At 56.6% G+C, this 15435-nt stretch carries 17 protein-coding genes; 16 read left to right on the forward strand and 1 reads right to left on the reverse strand.

What is annotated here, in order from left to right:
* The first annotated feature begins 46 nt into the window (after window positions 1-46).
* From argH to V8L70_RS10290, 7 genes are read left to right on the forward strand one after another with little or no spacing between them, the layout of a single operon-like run.
* Window positions 47-1450 (forward strand): argininosuccinate lyase, encoded by a 1404-nt coding sequence (gene argH, locus V8L70_RS10260; RefSeq protein ID WP_101146905.1) that lies wholly within the window; start codon window positions 47-49, stop codon window positions 1448-1450.
* Window positions 1447-1578, forward strand: coding sequence for an LPS translocon maturation chaperone LptM (gene lptM / locus V8L70_RS10265; RefSeq protein WP_157826555.1), 132 nt, complete (start codon window positions 1447-1449; stop codon window positions 1576-1578). The genes argH and lptM overlap by 4 nt, the downstream gene beginning before the upstream one ends.
* 32 nt (window positions 1579-1610) lie before the next feature.
* Window positions 1611-2882 (forward strand): diaminopimelate decarboxylase, encoded by a 1272-nt coding sequence (gene lysA, locus V8L70_RS10270; RefSeq protein WP_101146904.1) that lies wholly within the window; start codon window positions 1611-1613, stop codon window positions 2880-2882.
* Window positions 2882-3715 carry a diaminopimelate epimerase gene (gene dapF, locus V8L70_RS10275; protein WP_101146903.1) on the forward strand — a complete coding sequence of 278 codons (834 nt, stop codon included), beginning with the start codon at window positions 2882-2884 and terminating at the stop codon, window positions 3713-3715. The genes lysA and dapF overlap by 1 nt, the downstream gene beginning before the upstream one ends.
* Before the next feature lie 16 nt (window positions 3716-3731).
* Entirely contained in the window at window positions 3732-4442 is a 711-nt protein-coding gene (locus tag V8L70_RS10280) for a DUF484 family protein (RefSeq protein WP_101146902.1), read from the forward strand.
* On the forward strand, window positions 4435-5376 hold the full coding sequence (locus V8L70_RS10285; RefSeq protein WP_101146937.1) for a tyrosine recombinase XerC: 942 nt from the start codon (window positions 4435-4437) through the stop codon (window positions 5374-5376). Before V8L70_RS10280 ends, V8L70_RS10285 begins: the two co-directional genes overlap by 8 nt.
* A gap of 14 nt (window positions 5377-5390) precedes the next feature.
* Complete coding sequence (locus V8L70_RS10290) at window positions 5391-6164, forward strand: HAD family hydrolase (protein WP_101146901.1); 774 nt, start codon at window positions 5391-5393, stop codon at window positions 6162-6164.
* Here the strand turns inward: V8L70_RS10290 and yihA are convergent.
* Window positions 6137-6775 (reverse strand): ribosome biogenesis GTP-binding protein YihA/YsxC, encoded by a 639-nt coding sequence (gene yihA, locus V8L70_RS10295; RefSeq protein ID WP_008956511.1) that lies wholly within the window; start codon window positions 6773-6775, stop codon window positions 6137-6139. The genes V8L70_RS10290 and yihA overlap by 28 nt on opposite strands.
* Window positions 6776-7180: 405 nt before the next feature.
* Here yihA and V8L70_RS10300 point away from each other — a divergent pair, with 405 nt between their 5' ends.
* The 9 genes from V8L70_RS10300 (at window position 7181) to V8L70_RS10340 (ending at window position 15420) form a co-directional block, all read left to right on the forward strand.
* Window positions 7181-7810 (forward strand): c-type cytochrome, encoded by a 630-nt coding sequence (locus tag V8L70_RS10300; protein WP_101146900.1) that lies wholly within the window; start codon window positions 7181-7183, stop codon window positions 7808-7810.
* 140 nt (window positions 7811-7950) lie between these two features.
* Window positions 7951-8583 (forward strand): thiol:disulfide interchange protein DsbA/DsbL, encoded by a 633-nt coding sequence (locus V8L70_RS10305; RefSeq protein WP_050805278.1) that lies wholly within the window; start codon window positions 7951-7953, stop codon window positions 8581-8583.
* A gap of 2 nt (window positions 8584-8585) precedes the next feature.
* On the forward strand, window positions 8586-9422 hold the full coding sequence (locus V8L70_RS10310; protein WP_198556105.1) for an endonuclease/exonuclease/phosphatase family protein: 837 nt from the start codon (window positions 8586-8588) through the stop codon (window positions 9420-9422).
* 118 nt (window positions 9423-9540) lie between these two features.
* Complete coding sequence (locus V8L70_RS10315) at window positions 9541-10101, forward strand: TRAP transporter small permease subunit (protein WP_008956516.1); 561 nt, start codon at window positions 9541-9543, stop codon at window positions 10099-10101.
* Window positions 10101-11504, forward strand: coding sequence for a TRAP transporter large permease (locus tag V8L70_RS10320; protein ID WP_101146899.1), 1404 nt, complete (start codon window positions 10101-10103; stop codon window positions 11502-11504). Before V8L70_RS10315 ends, V8L70_RS10320 begins: the two co-directional genes overlap by 1 nt.
* Before the next feature lie 200 nt (window positions 11505-11704).
* Entirely contained in the window at window positions 11705-12817 is a 1113-nt protein-coding gene (locus V8L70_RS10325; RefSeq protein ID WP_101146898.1) for a TRAP transporter substrate-binding protein, read from the forward strand.
* A gap of 141 nt (window positions 12818-12958) precedes the next feature.
* Window positions 12959-13789 (forward strand): bifunctional hydroxymethylpyrimidine kinase/phosphomethylpyrimidine kinase, encoded by an 831-nt coding sequence (thiD, locus tag V8L70_RS10330; RefSeq protein WP_101146897.1) that lies wholly within the window; start codon window positions 12959-12961, stop codon window positions 13787-13789.
* 115 nt (window positions 13790-13904) lie between these two features.
* The gene (locus tag V8L70_RS10335) at window positions 13905-14750 is read left to right on the forward strand and encodes a universal stress protein (RefSeq protein ID WP_101146896.1); all 846 of its coding nucleotides are present in this window, start codon (window positions 13905-13907) and stop codon (window positions 14748-14750) included.
* A 100-nt stretch (window positions 14751-14850) separates the two neighbouring features.
* Window positions 14851-15420, forward strand: coding sequence for a chalcone isomerase family protein (locus tag V8L70_RS10340; protein WP_101146895.1), 570 nt, complete (start codon window positions 14851-14853; stop codon window positions 15418-15420).
* Window positions 15421-15435 lie beyond the last annotated feature (15 nt).

Here is a 15435-nt window from a genome sequence, read left to right on the forward strand (position 1 = left end):
ACTTTCCGTAACGACTTTTACGTTTTGTCAGCAGGATATACCTTCGATGAGCCAAGCAACGAATCAGTCTTGGGGCGGTCGCTTTAGCGAGCCCACCGATGCCTTTGTCGCACGTTTCACCGCGTCTGTGACTTTCGACCAGCGCCTAGCGCGCCAGGATATTCAGGGCTCTATCGCCCACGCCACCATGTTAGCCCGTGTAGGCGTACTCACCGATGATGAACGCGACGCCATCATTAACGGCCTTAATGAGATTCAGGCCGAAATCGAGCGCGGCGAGTTTAACTGGTCGGTGCCGTTAGAAGACGTGCACATGAATATCGAGGCGCGGCTGACCGAAAAGATCGGCATTACCGGCAAAAAACTCCACACCGGGCGTTCGCGTAACGACCAGGTCGCCACCGATATTCGCCTGTTTATGCGCGACGAGATCGATGTGATCGAAGTGGAGCTAAAGCGCCTGCGCGAAGGCATGATCGAGTTGGCTGATCGTGAAGCCGAGACTATCATGCCCGGCTTTACCCACTTGCAAACCGCCCAGCCGGTTACCTTTGGGCACCATATTTTAGCCTGGCAAGAGATGCTGGCGCGTGACCATGAACGCCTGCTGGACTGTCGCAAGCGCGTCAACGTGATGCCGCTGGGCGCGGCCGCATTGGCTGGCACTACTTATCCAATTGACCGCCACGTGACCGCAGAGCTACTAGGCTTTGACCGCCCGTCAGAAAACTCTCTGGATGCCGTTTCAGACCGCGACTTTGCGATTGAATTTACCAGCTTTGCCAGCATTCTACTGATGCATCTGTCGCGCATGAGTGAGGAGTTGGTGCTGTGGACCAGCGCCCAGTTCGACTTTATCGATCTACCTGACCGTTTCTGCACCGGCTCTTCGATCATGCCGCAGAAGAAGAACCCTGACGTGCCCGAGCTGGTGCGCGGCAAAACCGGCCGGGTATATGGTCACCTGATGTCGCTACTCACGCTGATGAAATCGCAGCCGTTGGCTTACAACAAAGACAACCAGGAAGATAAAGAGCCGCTGTTCGATGCGGTGGATACCGTGCGCGACTGCTTAAAAGCCTTCGCCGACATGGTGCCCGCGATTGAACCCAAAAAAGCCAGCATGTATGAAGCGGCGCGGCGCGGCTTCTCCACCGCGACGGATTTGGCTGACTACCTGGTGCGCAAAGGCGTGGCCTTCCGCGATGCTCATGAAATTGTTGGTCAGTCAGTCGCCTATGGCCTAAAAACCGAAAAAGATCTGTCTGAAATGAGCCTTGATGAGCTCAAGCAGTTCTCCGCTACCATCGAGCAGGATGTGTTCGAGGTACTTACCCTGGAAGGTTCGGTAGCTGCCCGTAACCACATTGGCGGCACCGCGCCAAACCAAGTGCGGGCTGCCGCCCAGCGAGCGCGTGAGGCACTCAGCGCACTCAGGGCGGGCGCATGAAAACGTTGGCAATCTTGACCCTTACCACGCTGCTGTTAACCGGGTTGGCAGGCTGTGGGCAAAAAGGGCCGCTGTATTTGCCGGACGATGCACCTGCTGATGAGCAGTCTAGTCAGGCGTCTAAATAGACCGTTGCAGGCCAGGAGAAGGGGAAAGCACTATGGATCATTTTAATTACCGCGATGGCGTGCTGTATGCCGAAGACGTGCCGCTATCACGGATTGCCGACGAGCACGGCACGCCGTGCTACGTCTACTCAAAAGCGACGTTTGAGCGTCACTTTCGCGCTTACACTGAAGCGCTGGGCGGCCATCCGCACCTGATTTGCTACGCGGTGAAGGCGAATTCCAACCTGGCAGTGCTGGGCCTTTTGGCCAAGCTCGGCGCGGGGTTTGATATTGTCTCTATCGGCGAACTTGAGCGCGTGCTTAAAGCCGGTGGTGACCCGGTCAACGTGGTGTTTTCCGGCGTGGCCAAGCAGGCCCACGAAATGGCTCGTGCGCTAGAAGTGGGCATTAAGTGCTTTAACGTTGAGTCGCGTCCGGAGCTTGAGCGCTTGAACCGCGTTGCCGGTGAGCTGGGAAAAACCGCGCCGGTCTCGCTACGAGTGAACCCGGATGTGGACGCGGGAACCCATCCGTATATCTCCACCGGTTTGAAAGATAACAAGTTCGGCATCCCGGTAGATGAAGCGCTGGATGTTTACGAACTAGCCGCGAGCCTGCCTAATCTGAAGGTGAAGGGGCTCGATTGTCACATTGGTTCTCAGCTTACCGAAACGGCGCCCTTTCTGGATGCCCTTGATCGCTTGCTGATGCTCATGGAGCGCCTGCGTGAACGCGGCATCGAAATCGAACATCTCGATTTAGGCGGCGGTTTGGGTGTGCCTTACCGCGATGAAAAACCGCCCCAGCCGTTTGATTACGCCAGCCAGCTGTTGGCACGGTTATCGCGCTGGGAAGGTGGTGAAGCGCTGACACTGTTGTTTGAGCCCGGCCGTTCCATCGCCGCCAATGCCGGTGTCATGCTCACTCGGGTAGAGTTTCTCAAGCCCGGCGAAACCAAAAACTTCGCCATTGTCGATGCCGCCATGAACGACTTGATTCGCCCGGCGCTGTATCAGGCGTGGCAGGCGATTGTGCCCGTCGATACCCGCGAAGTGCGCGAAAGCGCCCTTTACGATGTGGTGGGTCCGGTATGCGAAACGGGTGATTTTCTGGGCAAAGAGCGCGAACTGGCAATTGCCGAAGGCGATCTGCTGGCGGTGCGTTCGGCGGGGGCTTACGGCTTTGTCATGGCGTCGAACTATAACAGCCGCCCTCGCGCCGCCGAGTTAATGGTCGATGGCGACAACTGCCACGTGGTACGTGCACGGGAAACTGTCGCCAGCCTGTGGGCGGGTGAGGCGCTGCTGCCTGAAGGGGAGCGCTGATGCTTTTACACTTCACCAAAATGCATGGTCTAGGCAATGACTTTGTCATGGTGGATCTGGTCACTCAGCGCGCCCGGTTGGATGCAGCGCAAATCCGCGCCCTGGCGGACCGGCGCTTTGGCATAGGCTTCGACCAACTGCTAGTGGTGGAGCCGCCCCGTGATCCAGAAATGGATTTTCGCTACCGCATTTACAACGCCGACGGCAGTGAAGTGGAAAACTGTGGCAACGGCGCGCGCTGTTTTGCCCGCTTTGTACGCGACCAGCGGCTCACCCATAAGCATGAAATCCATGTGGAAACTGCAGGCGGACCCTTGGTGCTGAACGTGCAGCACGACGGCATGGTGCGTGTGGATATGGGCCGCCCGCGGTTTAGTCCTTTGGCGCTGCCGTTCGATGCTCCAGGGGACCAACCACTGCACCGCTTAGAAGTGGGCGATGAAACACTGCAGATCGGTGTGGTTTCCATGGGTAATCCTCATGCGGTGATTCAGGTCGACAATGTGGACACTGCGCCGGTCGAGCGCCTGGGGCCGTTGGTGGAAGCGCATCCTCGTTTTCCCAAGCGTGTTAACGTGGGCTTTATGCAGGTCGTCTCGCCCAGCGAAATCCGTCTGCGCGTGTATGAGCGCGGCAGTGGCGAAACGCTGGCTTGCGGTACCGGTGCTTGCGCCGCCGTGGCCAGCGGTATCCGTCAGGGGCTGCTGAAAAGTCCCGTGAAGGTTCATTTGCCCGGTGGAGAACTCAGCATTGAGTGGCCTGATCCTGAAGGGGCGCTAACGATGGTGGGACCGGCTACACGCGTCTTCGATGGCCGCGTAGCCCTTAATTAATTCGAGGAGAACGGCGATGTCACAAGCCCCCGAACCCCGCAAAACGCTCGATCCTGATCAAGTGGCGTTCTGGCTGGCGCGTCATCCCGATTTTTTCGTCGGTCGCGAGGGGCTTTTGCAGCAATTGCAGGTGCCCCACCCGCATATCGACGGGGCGGTATCGCTGCTGGAACGCTTGGTCTTTGATCTACGCAAGCGCGCTGAAAACGCGGAAGGCCGCCTGGAGCACTTGCTGGAAACCGCTCGCCATAACGAGTCCCAATACCGTCGGTTGCGCGAAACGCTGATTGCGCTAGTGGAAGCGCAAGACCGCGATGCGCTGGCACAAGCGTTGGCTACCCAGCTCAGCGAGCGCTTTGAAACGCCGGCCATGGCGCTATGGTGCCCGGCCACATTAAGCGACAGTGAGCCAACGCCGCCTCAGCCACCGCGCCATGTGTTGGATCAACACGCCAGCGCACGGCTGACAGCGCTGCTGGATGGCCGCACCAGTCGCTGCGTTAAGCTTAGCGTTAGCGATTGGAAGTGCCTGCTGCCTCACGTTAAAGCGCCGCGTAAAGCGGGCTCCTGTGCCATTTCTCGCCTATCCGCAGGCGACCCGCTTGGTTATCTATTGCTGGCAAGCCCCAGCCCGGATGCCTATCGGGCCAGCATGGACACACTCTTCACCGAGTATTTGGGCGATATCGTCGCACGGCTACTGGTGCGCCTGGGTGATCATGGTTGAGGCTCCCTTGGGTGAAGTGTCGATAGCCAAGCACATTGACGGCTTTCTAGCCGCATTGTCATCCCATGCAAGTCCTGCAACGGTGGAAGCCTATCGGCATGATCTGGCCGCGCTGTGTGCCTTTACCGAGCGCCGGGAGGTGACGGACCCCGCGGCGTTAGATACCGCGCTGCTGCGGGCTTTTTTAGGGTCGGAGCGCAGCCGGGGTTTAGCGCCAAGAAGCCTTGCCCGGCGCCGGGCGGCGCTTTCCAAATTTGCTGATTATTTGGTTAAACAGGGCGTGCTGGCCGATAACCCGGTGGGGTTGTTGCGTACGCCCAAACAGCCGAGCCATTTGCCGCGTCCGGTGGATGTTGACGCCCTGGCGCGCTTTCTCGATACCCCTCACGACGGCTCGCCGCTGGGCGTGCGGGATCAGGCCATCCTTGAGCTGTTTTACTCCAGCGGGCTGCGTCTAGCAGAGCTTGCAGCCCTTGATTTGGGCGATTTGCAAAACAGCCGGGTAAGGGTGACCGGCAAAGGCGGCAAACCGCGCCAAGTGCCCGTCGGGCGGCGCGCCCAGCAGGCACTGGCGGAGTGGCTGGGCTGTCGCTCCGCGCTCGCACCGGTGGATGAATTGGCGCTGTTTGTGGGGCAGCGTGGCACGCGGCTAGGCCATCGGGCCATTCAGAAACGCTTAGCGCAGCTGTCGTTAGCCCGCGGCTTGCCCGAACATTTGCACCCTCACCGTTTGCGCCACTCCTTTGCTAGCCACCTGCTTGAGTCGAGCCAGGATCTGCGCGCGGTGCAGGAACTGTTGGGCCACGCTAACCTGTCGACCACGCAAATCTATACCCGGCTTGACTGGCAGCATCTTGCAACCAGCTACGATGCGGCGCATCCCCGGGCTAAAAGAAGCCCCAGTCCCAGAAACGGCGAAAACAGAAACAAATAGCCCAGGAGCAAACCATGACCAAGTTGAAGGCCATTACCTTCGATTTAGACGACACGCTGTGGGACAACCATGGCGTGATGGCGCGTACCGAAGAGGGACACTACCGCTGGCTGCTGGAGGCGCTTGAGGCTTGGCGAGCGGCAAGCCAGGAACCAGCCCTAACATTGACCCAAGAAGGCGGCCGGGAGGATTACCTTCAGCGTCGTCAACAGTTAGCCAAAGAGGTGCCCGAACGGCGCGGTGACTTTACTTGGCTGCGAATGCGCGCCCTGGAAGCGCAGTTAGAGGCGGAAGGCCTGACCCGCAGTGCCGCTTTGTTGTGGGCGGCAGCGGCGATGAATGAGTTCCATCGCCTGCGCGTGCAAGTCACACCACACCCAGAGGCGGCCGGTTTGCTGGCGGTGTTAACCGAGCGTTATCAGCTAGCAGCCATCACGAATGGCAATATTCATTTGGCGCGTCAGCCGCTGGCCGCCTATTTTCCGGTGGCCATCGCAGCAGGCGAGTTGTTAGCACCTAAACCTGATCCCACGCCGTTTCTGACGGCGCTTGCGCGCTTGAACGTGGCCCCCGAACACGCCATGCACGTAGGCGATTCATGGCAGGAAGATGTATTACCCGCCCAGCAGCTGGGTATGCATGCCGTGTGGATTTCCGCGCTGGAAGATCAACCACTTCCCCCGCGGGTACACCGTATTGCTCATATTAAAGAGCTGCCCCGCGTGCTTGAGATGTTAGAAAAGGCGGGCTTGGAAACGCATCATTCCGGCGGTGTGTACAGCCACTGATTGAGTTTCTGGGATAGTGTATCGACGCCGTCACGCTTGAGCGAAGAGAAGAGCTGTACAGAGACCAAGTCTTCCCACTCCTTCAAGCGCGAACGTACTTTCTGCAACGAAGCGCTGGCGGGCCCTTTTTTAAGCTTGTCCGCTTTCGTCAGCAGAATATGCACCGGCATTTCGCGCTGGTCGGCATAATTGAGCATCATCTGATCGAACTCAGTGAGCGGGTGGCGAACGTCCATTAGCAGTACTAAGCCGCGTAGACTAAAGCGATTGCGTAGGTATTCTGCTAAGTGCTTTTGCCACTCTAGCTTGACCGATTCCGGAACCTTGGCGTAGCCGTAGCCGGGTAGGTCGACCAAGCGCAGCGATTCATCGTTCATGACACTGAAGAAGTTAATCAACTGAGTGCGCCCCGGTGTACGCGACGTGCGCGCCAACGCATTTTGTTGTGTTAAGGCGTTGATAGCACTTGATTTGCCCGCGTTAGAGCGCCCGGCAAAAGCTACTTCAGCGCCGGTATCATCTGGGCACAAAGCCAAGGTGGGAGCGCTGATAATAAAACTTGCCGTCGGGTAGTTCAGCCGAGGGACTGGGCTATCGTGGGGGGTAGTCATGGACTTAATCCTGAAAAACGAACATAAAAGCGGCCTACTCAACGCACTATCATCAATGTGCTCATCAATGCGCTATCATCAACGCACTATCAACCCATTATGGCTACTTCAGCGCGTAAAGTAGAACGCTTGGTAGTGACGCATAATAGAGAAATGAGAGCAGGACTGCGACGAATTACCCCTAAAGCAGACCAGGACTTGCATTCCCGCCGCTGGGGTGATTCGTTATAATGCAAGCGGTTTATATCTGCGACCTGGGGCGCTAGTGTACCATCGCCCTCTAGCCGGCAGCGACCAACGCGACACGTTGTTCGTTTTGGCGGAGCTAACCCTGGTAATTTGTGGAGCCTGGGAAGCGCCCAGGGTGCGTACCAGTCAAACATAAAACGGCATAGTGGAAGAGCAATGAGAAAGTTACTGGCAAGCCTGGCAATTACCATGGGCGCCGTTGGCGCTGCCCACGCTCAAACGGACTATCAAGCCGATGCGGACGCATCTGCTGGTCAAGAAATGTCCCAAGTCTGCGCCGCCTGTCATGGGCAGCAGGGTATTAGCCCTTCAGGCGCGTTTCCTAACCTGGCTGGGCAGCAAATGTCTTACCTGGCCAAGCAGATTATGGATATCCGCGACGGTGATCGTGTGGTGCCTCAAATGGCGGGCATCGTGGATGACTACTCTGACCAAGACGCCTGGGATGCTGCGGCCTACTTTGCGGAACAAGACGCTAACTTGGGCCAAACCAACGACGAAGACGCTGAATTATTGGCGCGCGGCGAAGAGATTTACCGTGCTGGCGATATGGCTAAGGGTATCCCCGCCTGTTCAGCCTGTCACACGCCGACCGGGGTAGGTATCGGTAGTGCCGTGTATCCTGGCCTTTCCGGTCAGCATGCTCAATATACGGTTTCTACGCTGCAGGCATTTGCGTCCGGCGATCGCACCAATGACCCCAATAATATTATGGGCGATATTGCTTCCAAAATGAGTGACAGGGATATGGAAGCAGTGGCGAATTACGTATTAGGACTGAATTAAGGCTGCAAAATTTTATACCTCCTTGTGCCGTTTGGTTCCCTCATTTGTCTATGTGCTTGAAATGAGGGAACCCGCTAATATAACCACGGTCTTAGTCCTCGCTTACCCATGGAGAGATTTATACGATGTTTAAAACGACAATGTTTAAAACGCTAATGGTTACGATGGCCGGTCTAGGTTTTTCTGCGCTAGTGAGTGCCCAGGATGTGGTTGAAGGCCAGCACTATGAAGTGCTTGAGTCACCGGTAGAAACCCACGCTGAAGATGGGCAAATTGCAGTTACTGAAGTGTTCTGGTTTGGGTGCCCGCACTGTTACCGGCTACAAACACCGGTTAATGAGTGGTACGAGACGCTGGAAGACGACGTTAGCGTAGAACATATGCCAGCTACCATGGGCGGCGACTGGAATACCCACGCTACCGCTTTCTACGCGGCTGAGTCGCTGGGTATTGAAGAGGAGCTACACGCCGATTTCTTTAATGCTATCCATCAGGAAAATCAGTCGCTCACTGAGTCCGATGAGATTGCCGCTTTTTTCGCTAACTATGGTGTCAGCGAAGAAGAGGCCAAAAAAGCGCTGACCGACTTTAGTGTTCGTAGCGATGTCAATGAAGCCAACAACCGTATGCGTGAGATGAAGTTGATGGGGGTGCCCGCGCTGGTGATTGACGGACGCTACGTTGTTTCGCCGAGTTCAGCCGGTAGCCTGGAAAATATGCCGAAAATTGCTGATGCGCTGGTCGAGCAGGTGCGTGCAGAGCGCGCAGAATAACCGTGTTGCGTGAAGCGAGAGAGCGTGATGAGGCAGTACCCAGTAGCCATCGTCCGGTGCTGTTGGAAGAGGGCCATCTGCGGCTGTTAACGTTTAACCTGCAGGTGGGTATTCAGACGTCAGCGTATCATCACTATCTCACGCGCAGCTGGCAGCACTTATTGCCGCATCCGCGTCGACAGCAGCGGCTGGACATGATGGGCGAAGTGCTGAGTAAGTTCGACATAGTTGGGCTACAAGAAGTTGATGGCGGCAGCTTTCGCTCCAGCCGCGTTAACCAAGTGGAGTATCTCGCTACCAAAGCGGGATTTCCGCACCATGTTCAGCAGTTAAACCGCAACCTGGGGCGTATTGCCCAGCACAGCAATGGGTTACTGTCGCGCTTGGTACCTAGTCAGATCGTCGAGCACCGCTTACCGGGCGCAATGCCTGGCCGAGGCGCTATTCATGCCCGCTTTGGCGAAGGCCCGGATGCCCTGCATATTTTTGTTGCTCACTTGGCGCTTAGCCACCGCGGTCGTGTGCGCCAACTCAACTATCTAAGCGATATTATTCAGCCGCTGCGCCACGTCGTGGTGATGGGCGATCTCAACTGTACGCCTGACCAACTACACGCTCACGAGCGCTTTAGTTTGTCGCTGCCCCTGCACCCGGTTAAACCCCTTTTCAGCTATCCTTCCTGGCAACCGCGCCATGCGCTGGATCATATTCTGTTGTCGCAGTCGCTAGAGGCCGCGGAAGTACGTGTGCTGGATCATCTGTTCTCTGATCACCTACCGATAGCCGTCAATCTTCCGCTGCCAGAGGCTTGTTTAGCGGCTATTCGCTCAAGCGTTTAGGCTAAGTGTTTAGGCCAACAAGATAGCCTTTGTCGCCTGTGGGCGCTGCATTGTCCGCGTATATGCGCTATTGTCTGGGGCGCTGACTCCCCTTAGTCGTTTTACGCGAGACACTTCCATGTCGGACACAACACAACTACCTGCCTTTATTGGTGCGCTGGACCGCGCTTCAGAGTGGTTCGGCCGTACCCTTGCGTGGCTGATCATCATTATGATGTTGATTCAGTTCGCGATTGTACTGCTTCGTTATGCCTTCAGCGTGAACAGCATCTTTATGCAAGAGCTGGTGATGTATATGCACGCTAGCGTCTTTATGCTGGCTGCTGCTTACACCTTTCGTCACGACGGCCACGTGCGGGTGGATATCTTCTATCGAGGCATGACTCCGCGCCGCCAAGCGTTAATCAATGTCGTGGGTATTATTACGCTACTGATTCCCGTGATGATCTTTATCATCGCTTCCAGCCTGGGCTACGTTGCCAACTCCTGGCGTATTCTGGAAACCTCCTCCGACTATGGTGGCATTCCGGCTGTCTATGCACTGAAAACCTTAATTCCACTGTTTGCCGTGCTGATGATCGTGCAAGGCGTGGTTGAGATCGTGCGTAATAGCTATGTGATGGCCGGACGGATAGTGCCGGCTGCTGCTGGCGGCAACCATCTTGAGGAGCGTGTTTGATGCTGGAATTCATGCCGATTATTTTATTTGCCGTCATCTGCATTGTGTTGATGTTCGGCTTTCCCGTAGCGCTTTCGCTGGCGGGCACGGCGCTGCTGTTTGCCGGTATGGGGCTGGGCCTGGAAGCCATTGGTATCGATGCCAATTTTGATAGCGGCTATCTCGCCGCCTTGCCCAACCGGCTTTACGGCATTATGACCAACCAAACGCTGTTGGCGGTGCCGCTATTTGTGTTGATGGGCGTCTTGCTGGAAAAATCCAAAGTGGCGGAAACGCTGCTGGATGCCATGGCCCTGCTGTTTGGTTCCATGCGGGGCGGGTTGGGTATTTCGGTGACGCTGGTGGGCATGTTGATGGCTGCCTCTACCGGCATTGTGGGGGCCACAGTGGTCACCATGGGGCTGATGTCGCTACCCACCATGCTAAAGCGTGGCTACAGCACATCGCTTGCGACCGGCACTATCTGTGCCACCGGCACGTTGGGACAAATCATTCCGCCTTCTATCGCCCTGGTGCTGCTGGGTGATGTGTTGTCATCGGCGTACCAGCAAGCACAGCTGGATATGGGGATTTTCAGCCCTAAAACGGTCTCTGTGGGCGATCTGTTTATGGGCGCGTTGGTGCCTGGGTTGCTGCTAGTCGTGATATATATGATTTATGTGGCGCTGGTGGCATGGTTGCGACCGCACATGGCACCCGCTGCCGACCGTGAAGAGTTAATGGCCGAGCTTGGCCATACCTCAGGGATTGGCATGCTGCTGCTCAAAGGCTTAGTGCCACCCGTTGTGCTGATTGTGGCGGTGCTGGGGTCGATCCTAAGCGGCTTTGCCACACCGACTGAAGCCTCCGCGGTAGGGGCCTTTGGCGCTCTGGTGCTTGCACTGGCTTACCGTCAGCTCGACTGGGCGACCCTGAAAGACGTGCTGCGCTCGACCACTCACGTTACCACCATGGTGTTTCTGATCTTGATCGGTGCGGCGCTGTTTTCGCTGGTCTTCCGTGCCTACGGCGGCGAGCACATGGTTACCGAGCTGTTCGAGGGCATGCCTGGCGGCGTGGTGGGCGCAACGATTATCGTCATGCTGGTTATCTTCCTGCTCGGCTTTATTCTCGACTTTATCGAAATCACCTTTGTGGTGGTGCCCATTGTCGGGCCGATCTTGCTTGCCATGGGCCTTGACCCGATTTGGCTGGGCATCATGATTGCCATTAATCTGCAGACATCGTTCTTAACGCCGCCGTTTGGTTTCGCGCTGTTTTACTTGCGCGGTGTTGCGCCGCCGTCTGTGTCCACGTCAGCTATTTACCGTGGCGTTATCCCGTTTATTTTGATGCAGTTGGGTATGTTGCTCATGCTTAGCTTCTTCCCGCAGTTGGCAACCTGGCTTCCCTCGCAGTTCTAGTCAACAAAAGGTAAGTTGAAAAGCATCACTGTGATCAACGCAGCTATCAACGAATATATGTGGCAACCTAACTAAAAGCAGCAACGAGCCATTAGTGTCCTGTAGCAAGTAATGGTCTGTAGCAAACCGCCTGGCGTTCTACGCTAGGCGGGGTATTCCCTACTCATAATAGTAATAATAGAAAGTAAGAGGGTTATTGTATGAAAGCCAAAACACTCCCAGTCGCCATCGCCATGACGACCGCTCTCTCCGCCAGTTTGCTGGTGGTCTCTAGCTTCGATAACCACGCCCAGGCGCAAGAGGACGAGTTCCGTTGGAAAATGGTCACCTCCTGGCCGAAGAATTTCCCAGGTGTTGGCCAAGGCCCAGAGCGCCTATCTGAGCTGGTGGATGAAATGTCGGATGGCCGCCTGACTATCGAAGTCTTCGGTGCTGGTCAGCTGGTGCCGGGGTTTGAAGTGTTTGACGCCGTTTCCGACGGCACTGCTGAACTTGGCCATTCCGCTTCCTACTACTGGAAGGGCAAAGCCCCCGCCGCTCAGTTCTTTGCTGCCGTGCCGTTTGGCATGAACGCCCAGGAGATGAACGCCTGGTTAAGCTATGGCGGCGGTATGGAGTTGTGGAACGAGCTTTACGACGACTTTGGCGTTGACGTCATGGTCGCTGGTGCCTCAGGCGTGCAGATGGGCGGCTGGTACAACAAAGAGATCAACTCGGTTGATGACCTAGACGGCCTGAAAATGCGTATGCCTGGCCTGGGTGGCGAAGTAATGAGCCGTATGGGTGTAGCGATTGTTAACATGCCGGGCGGCGAGATCTTTACCTCGCTGCAGTCGGGCGCGATTGACGCTACCGAGTGGATTGGCCCCTATAACGACTTGGCGTTTGGCCTGCATCAGGCTGCTGACTATTACTACTACCCAGGTTGGCACGAGCCGACGGTCATGTTCGAGGCGATCGTTAACGAAGACGCTTTCGCTGAGCTGCCAGCGGATTTGCAGGCGATCCTGCGTACCGCTATTAGCGATATCAACCAAAGCGTACTGGATGAGTACACCGCACGTAACAACGATGCGCTGGAAACCCTAGTGAACGAGCACGAGGTTGAGCTGCGCCGTATTCCTGAAGACGTGCTTGCTCAAGCCCGCGAGCATTCGGCTGATGTTGTCGCCGAATTGGCGGAGTCGAGCGAATTAGCCACGCGTATCTATGACTCTTATCAAGCGTTCCAGGAAAAGGTCGAGGATTACCACGCTATCTCCGAGCAGGCGTACTACAACGCCCGTAACCCGGAAGGCGACACCGCGCAATAGACTGCTGTGCTTAACGCACACGAACACAACAGCCGCCTTCGGGCGGCTGTTGTGTGTCTGGAGCGTAGGTTTTAAGCAGCACAAAACGCATAGCTTGGGTATCCTAGGCAGACAGTGACGATTTTGTCGTAAAGGAGCCTCATGTCTACCCATTCCCGTCTGCGCAATGTGCTCACCATCGCTGGCTCCGACCCGTCCGGCGGAGCTGGTTTACAGGGCGATTTGAAGACTTTTTCGGCCCTCGGCGTGTATGGTACTAACGTGATCACCGCGGTGATTGCCCAGAATACCTGTGGCGTCGCCTCGGTGTATCCGGTCTCTCCCCAGGCCATTCGCGAGCAGCTTGAGCACCTGCTGGATGATGTGGCGCTGGACGCGGTCAAAATTGGCATGGTAGCCAGCCGCGAGGTGGCTGAGGTAATCGCCGACGTGCTGCGCCAGCGCCGACCGCGCTGGATCGTGCTCGACCCTGTGATGGTCGCCAAGAGCGGTGACATACTGGTCGATGACGCCGGTATTCGCGCCGTGCGTGACATCTTGGTACCGCTTGCCGATGTCATCACCCCGAACCTACCGGAAGCCGCGGTTCTACTCGATTCGCCATCGCCTACCAGCTTGGATGATATGGAAGCGATGTTGCCGGGACTGACCCAGCTGGGGGCGCCCTATGTGGTACTAAAAGGCGGCCATTTGCGCGGAGCGACCTGCCCTGATCTGCTGGCAACCCCCAACGGCCATGAATGGTTGCCCGCCTCGCGAATCGACACCAACAATTTGCACGGCACCGGCTGCGCGCTCTCCTCGGCGATTGCCGCCTGTCTGGCGAAACTGCCAGAGCAGTCAGGCCCTGATGCCCCGGTGGCGGCGATCGGCGATGCCAAGCGTTGGCTACATGCAGCGCTGGAAGCGAGTGTGCGCTTAAATGTGGGTAAAGGGCGCGGACCGGTGCACCATTTTCACGCCTGGTGGTGAGGCGCTGCCATCAGAGTAATAGGTAGCTTGCGTGAATGGGTATTGCACACCATGCTGAGGAGTGTCTGCTTAACGGCTTATAAGGCTGAGTTGCTCAGCTGAGGAGCGTTTCGCCATGCCTCGTACACTTCTGTTTGCCACCGATCTTTCTGCTGATAATCGCGCCGCCTGTGCCCGTGCGCTGCGTTTAGCCTACGCTTACGGGGTTCAGCTCGACGTGCTGCACGTGTTGGACCCTTACTTACCGCGGCGTGTCTTGCTTGATGTAGAGAGCGCGGTAGTAGAGGACATTACCACCACGTTGACCGATCTACGTGAAGACTACGCTTTGGAGGCGCCGAAAACGCTGATCCAAACCGTGACAGGTTCGCCCCACGTTGAGATTGTACGTGAAGCCCATGAGCGCAACGCCGAGCTGATTGTGCTGGGCATGCATCGCAAGCGCGGGCAAAAAGACCTGTTGATGGGTACAACACTGATGCGTGTGCTGCGCAGCGCTCCTTGCCCGGTGGTGGTGGCCTCTTATCAACCCACCCAGCCCTGGCAGCATATTTTGGTACCCATCGACTTTTCGCTCACCGCGCGGCATACCTTGAGAGAGGCGCTGATTCGCTTCCCTGATGCCTCGCTGACGCTGCTACACGCTTGGTCGCTTCCCGGCGAGCGTGAGCTGGGTTCGCAAGCGTACTACGCCCATTGGCGTGAGCAAGAAGTGCAGCGCTTGCGCGAACAGCTGACCAATGAGGTCGATAGCCTAATGCGCGAGCTAGAGGGGGTACCAGACGTTGAGCTAGTGCTAGAGCAGGGCGCACCCTGTGATGTGCTTCAGGCCTATATGAAACGTCATTCACCCGATCTCGTCATGATCGGCAGCCGTGGGCAACCCCATCACACTAGCCAGCTCACCGAGATGCTGCTGTGTGAGCCGCACTGCGATTTGATGCTCTGCCGCGCTTGGTAGGCGACACATCATTTAAATTGCTTTTGGATAGGCTGTATATTGTACGAAACCTTTATTGGGTGTATTGCTACGTATAGCAATGCTGCCACGAGGAGGTTTTATGTCCACGCCAATTCCCGCCCAAACTACGCTAATGTTAGTGGGGCTAATGCTGTCTCCTTGGGTAATGGCCAGTAGCGTGTCAGAAAACGGCGAATCGTTTGAACGCAGCGTAGTAGAGGATGGCCAACGCTACACGTTGATTGGCAGTGGCGTATTCCGTTACATGATCTGGACGGCCTACGCGGGGGCATATTATCAGCTTGAAGGTGAAACCCAGCCACAGCCGTTAGGCAATATTCCGCGGCGCTTGGAGCTTGCCTACTTTCATGCCATTGAAGCCAGCGACTTTGCCGAAGCGACTGAAAAAACGCTGCAAGACACTCTTACGCTGTATGAATTCACTCAGATCGAAGAACCACTTGGGCGCCTAAATCAACGCTATCGCAATGTCGTTCCCGGTGACCGCTACCTGCTTAGCTGGAACGGCGAGCAGCTGCGCCTTGCGCTCAATGGTGAGGTGCTGTTTGAAGAGGAGAGTGCCGAGTTTGCCAGCGCGATGTTTAGTATTTGGCTCGGTGAGCGCCCACTGGACGACGACTTCCGCGACGCGCTACTAGGGCGAAACTGACTCGGTGAAGGAAAA

Origin of the sequence: Vreelandella arctica, from assembly GCF_037070215.1 — a bacterium.
GTDB lineage: Bacteria > Pseudomonadota > Gammaproteobacteria > Pseudomonadales > Halomonadaceae > Vreelandella > Vreelandella arctica.

Coding starts and splice junctions, on each gene's coding strand:
- argH (WP_101146905.1), top strand. CDS start 47: ATGAGCCAAGCAACGAATCAGTCTTGGGGCGGTCGCTTTAGCGAGCCC.
- lptM (WP_157826555.1), top strand. CDS start 1,447: ATGAAAACGTTGGCAATCTTGACCCTTACCACGCTGCTGTTAACCGGG.
- lysA (WP_101146904.1), top strand. CDS start 1,611: ATGGATCATTTTAATTACCGCGATGGCGTGCTGTATGCCGAAGACGTG.
- dapF (WP_101146903.1), top strand. CDS start 2,882: ATGCTTTTACACTTCACCAAAATGCATGGTCTAGGCAATGACTTTGTC.
- V8L70_RS10280 (WP_101146902.1), top strand. CDS start 3,732: ATGTCACAAGCCCCCGAACCCCGCAAAACGCTCGATCCTGATCAAGTG.
- V8L70_RS10285 (WP_101146937.1), top strand. CDS start 4,435: ATGGTTGAGGCTCCCTTGGGTGAAGTGTCGATAGCCAAGCACATTGAC.
- V8L70_RS10290 (WP_101146901.1), top strand. CDS start 5,391: ATGACCAAGTTGAAGGCCATTACCTTCGATTTAGACGACACGCTGTGG.
- yihA (WP_008956511.1), bottom strand. CDS start 6,775: ATGACTACCCCCCACGATAGCCCAGTCCCTCGGCTGAACTACCCGACG.
- V8L70_RS10300 (WP_101146900.1), top strand. CDS start 7,181: ATGAGAAAGTTACTGGCAAGCCTGGCAATTACCATGGGCGCCGTTGGC.
- V8L70_RS10305 (WP_050805278.1), top strand. CDS start 7,951: ATGTTTAAAACGCTAATGGTTACGATGGCCGGTCTAGGTTTTTCTGCG.
- V8L70_RS10315 (WP_008956516.1), top strand. CDS start 9,541: ATGTCGGACACAACACAACTACCTGCCTTTATTGGTGCGCTGGACCGC.
- V8L70_RS10320 (WP_101146899.1), top strand. CDS start 10,101: ATGCTGGAATTCATGCCGATTATTTTATTTGCCGTCATCTGCATTGTG.
- V8L70_RS10325 (WP_101146898.1), top strand. CDS start 11,705: ATGAAAGCCAAAACACTCCCAGTCGCCATCGCCATGACGACCGCTCTC.
- thiD (WP_101146897.1), top strand. CDS start 12,959: ATGTCTACCCATTCCCGTCTGCGCAATGTGCTCACCATCGCTGGCTCC.
- V8L70_RS10335 (WP_101146896.1), top strand. CDS start 13,905: ATGCCTCGTACACTTCTGTTTGCCACCGATCTTTCTGCTGATAATCGC.
- V8L70_RS10340 (WP_101146895.1), top strand. CDS start 14,851: ATGTCCACGCCAATTCCCGCCCAAACTACGCTAATGTTAGTGGGGCTA.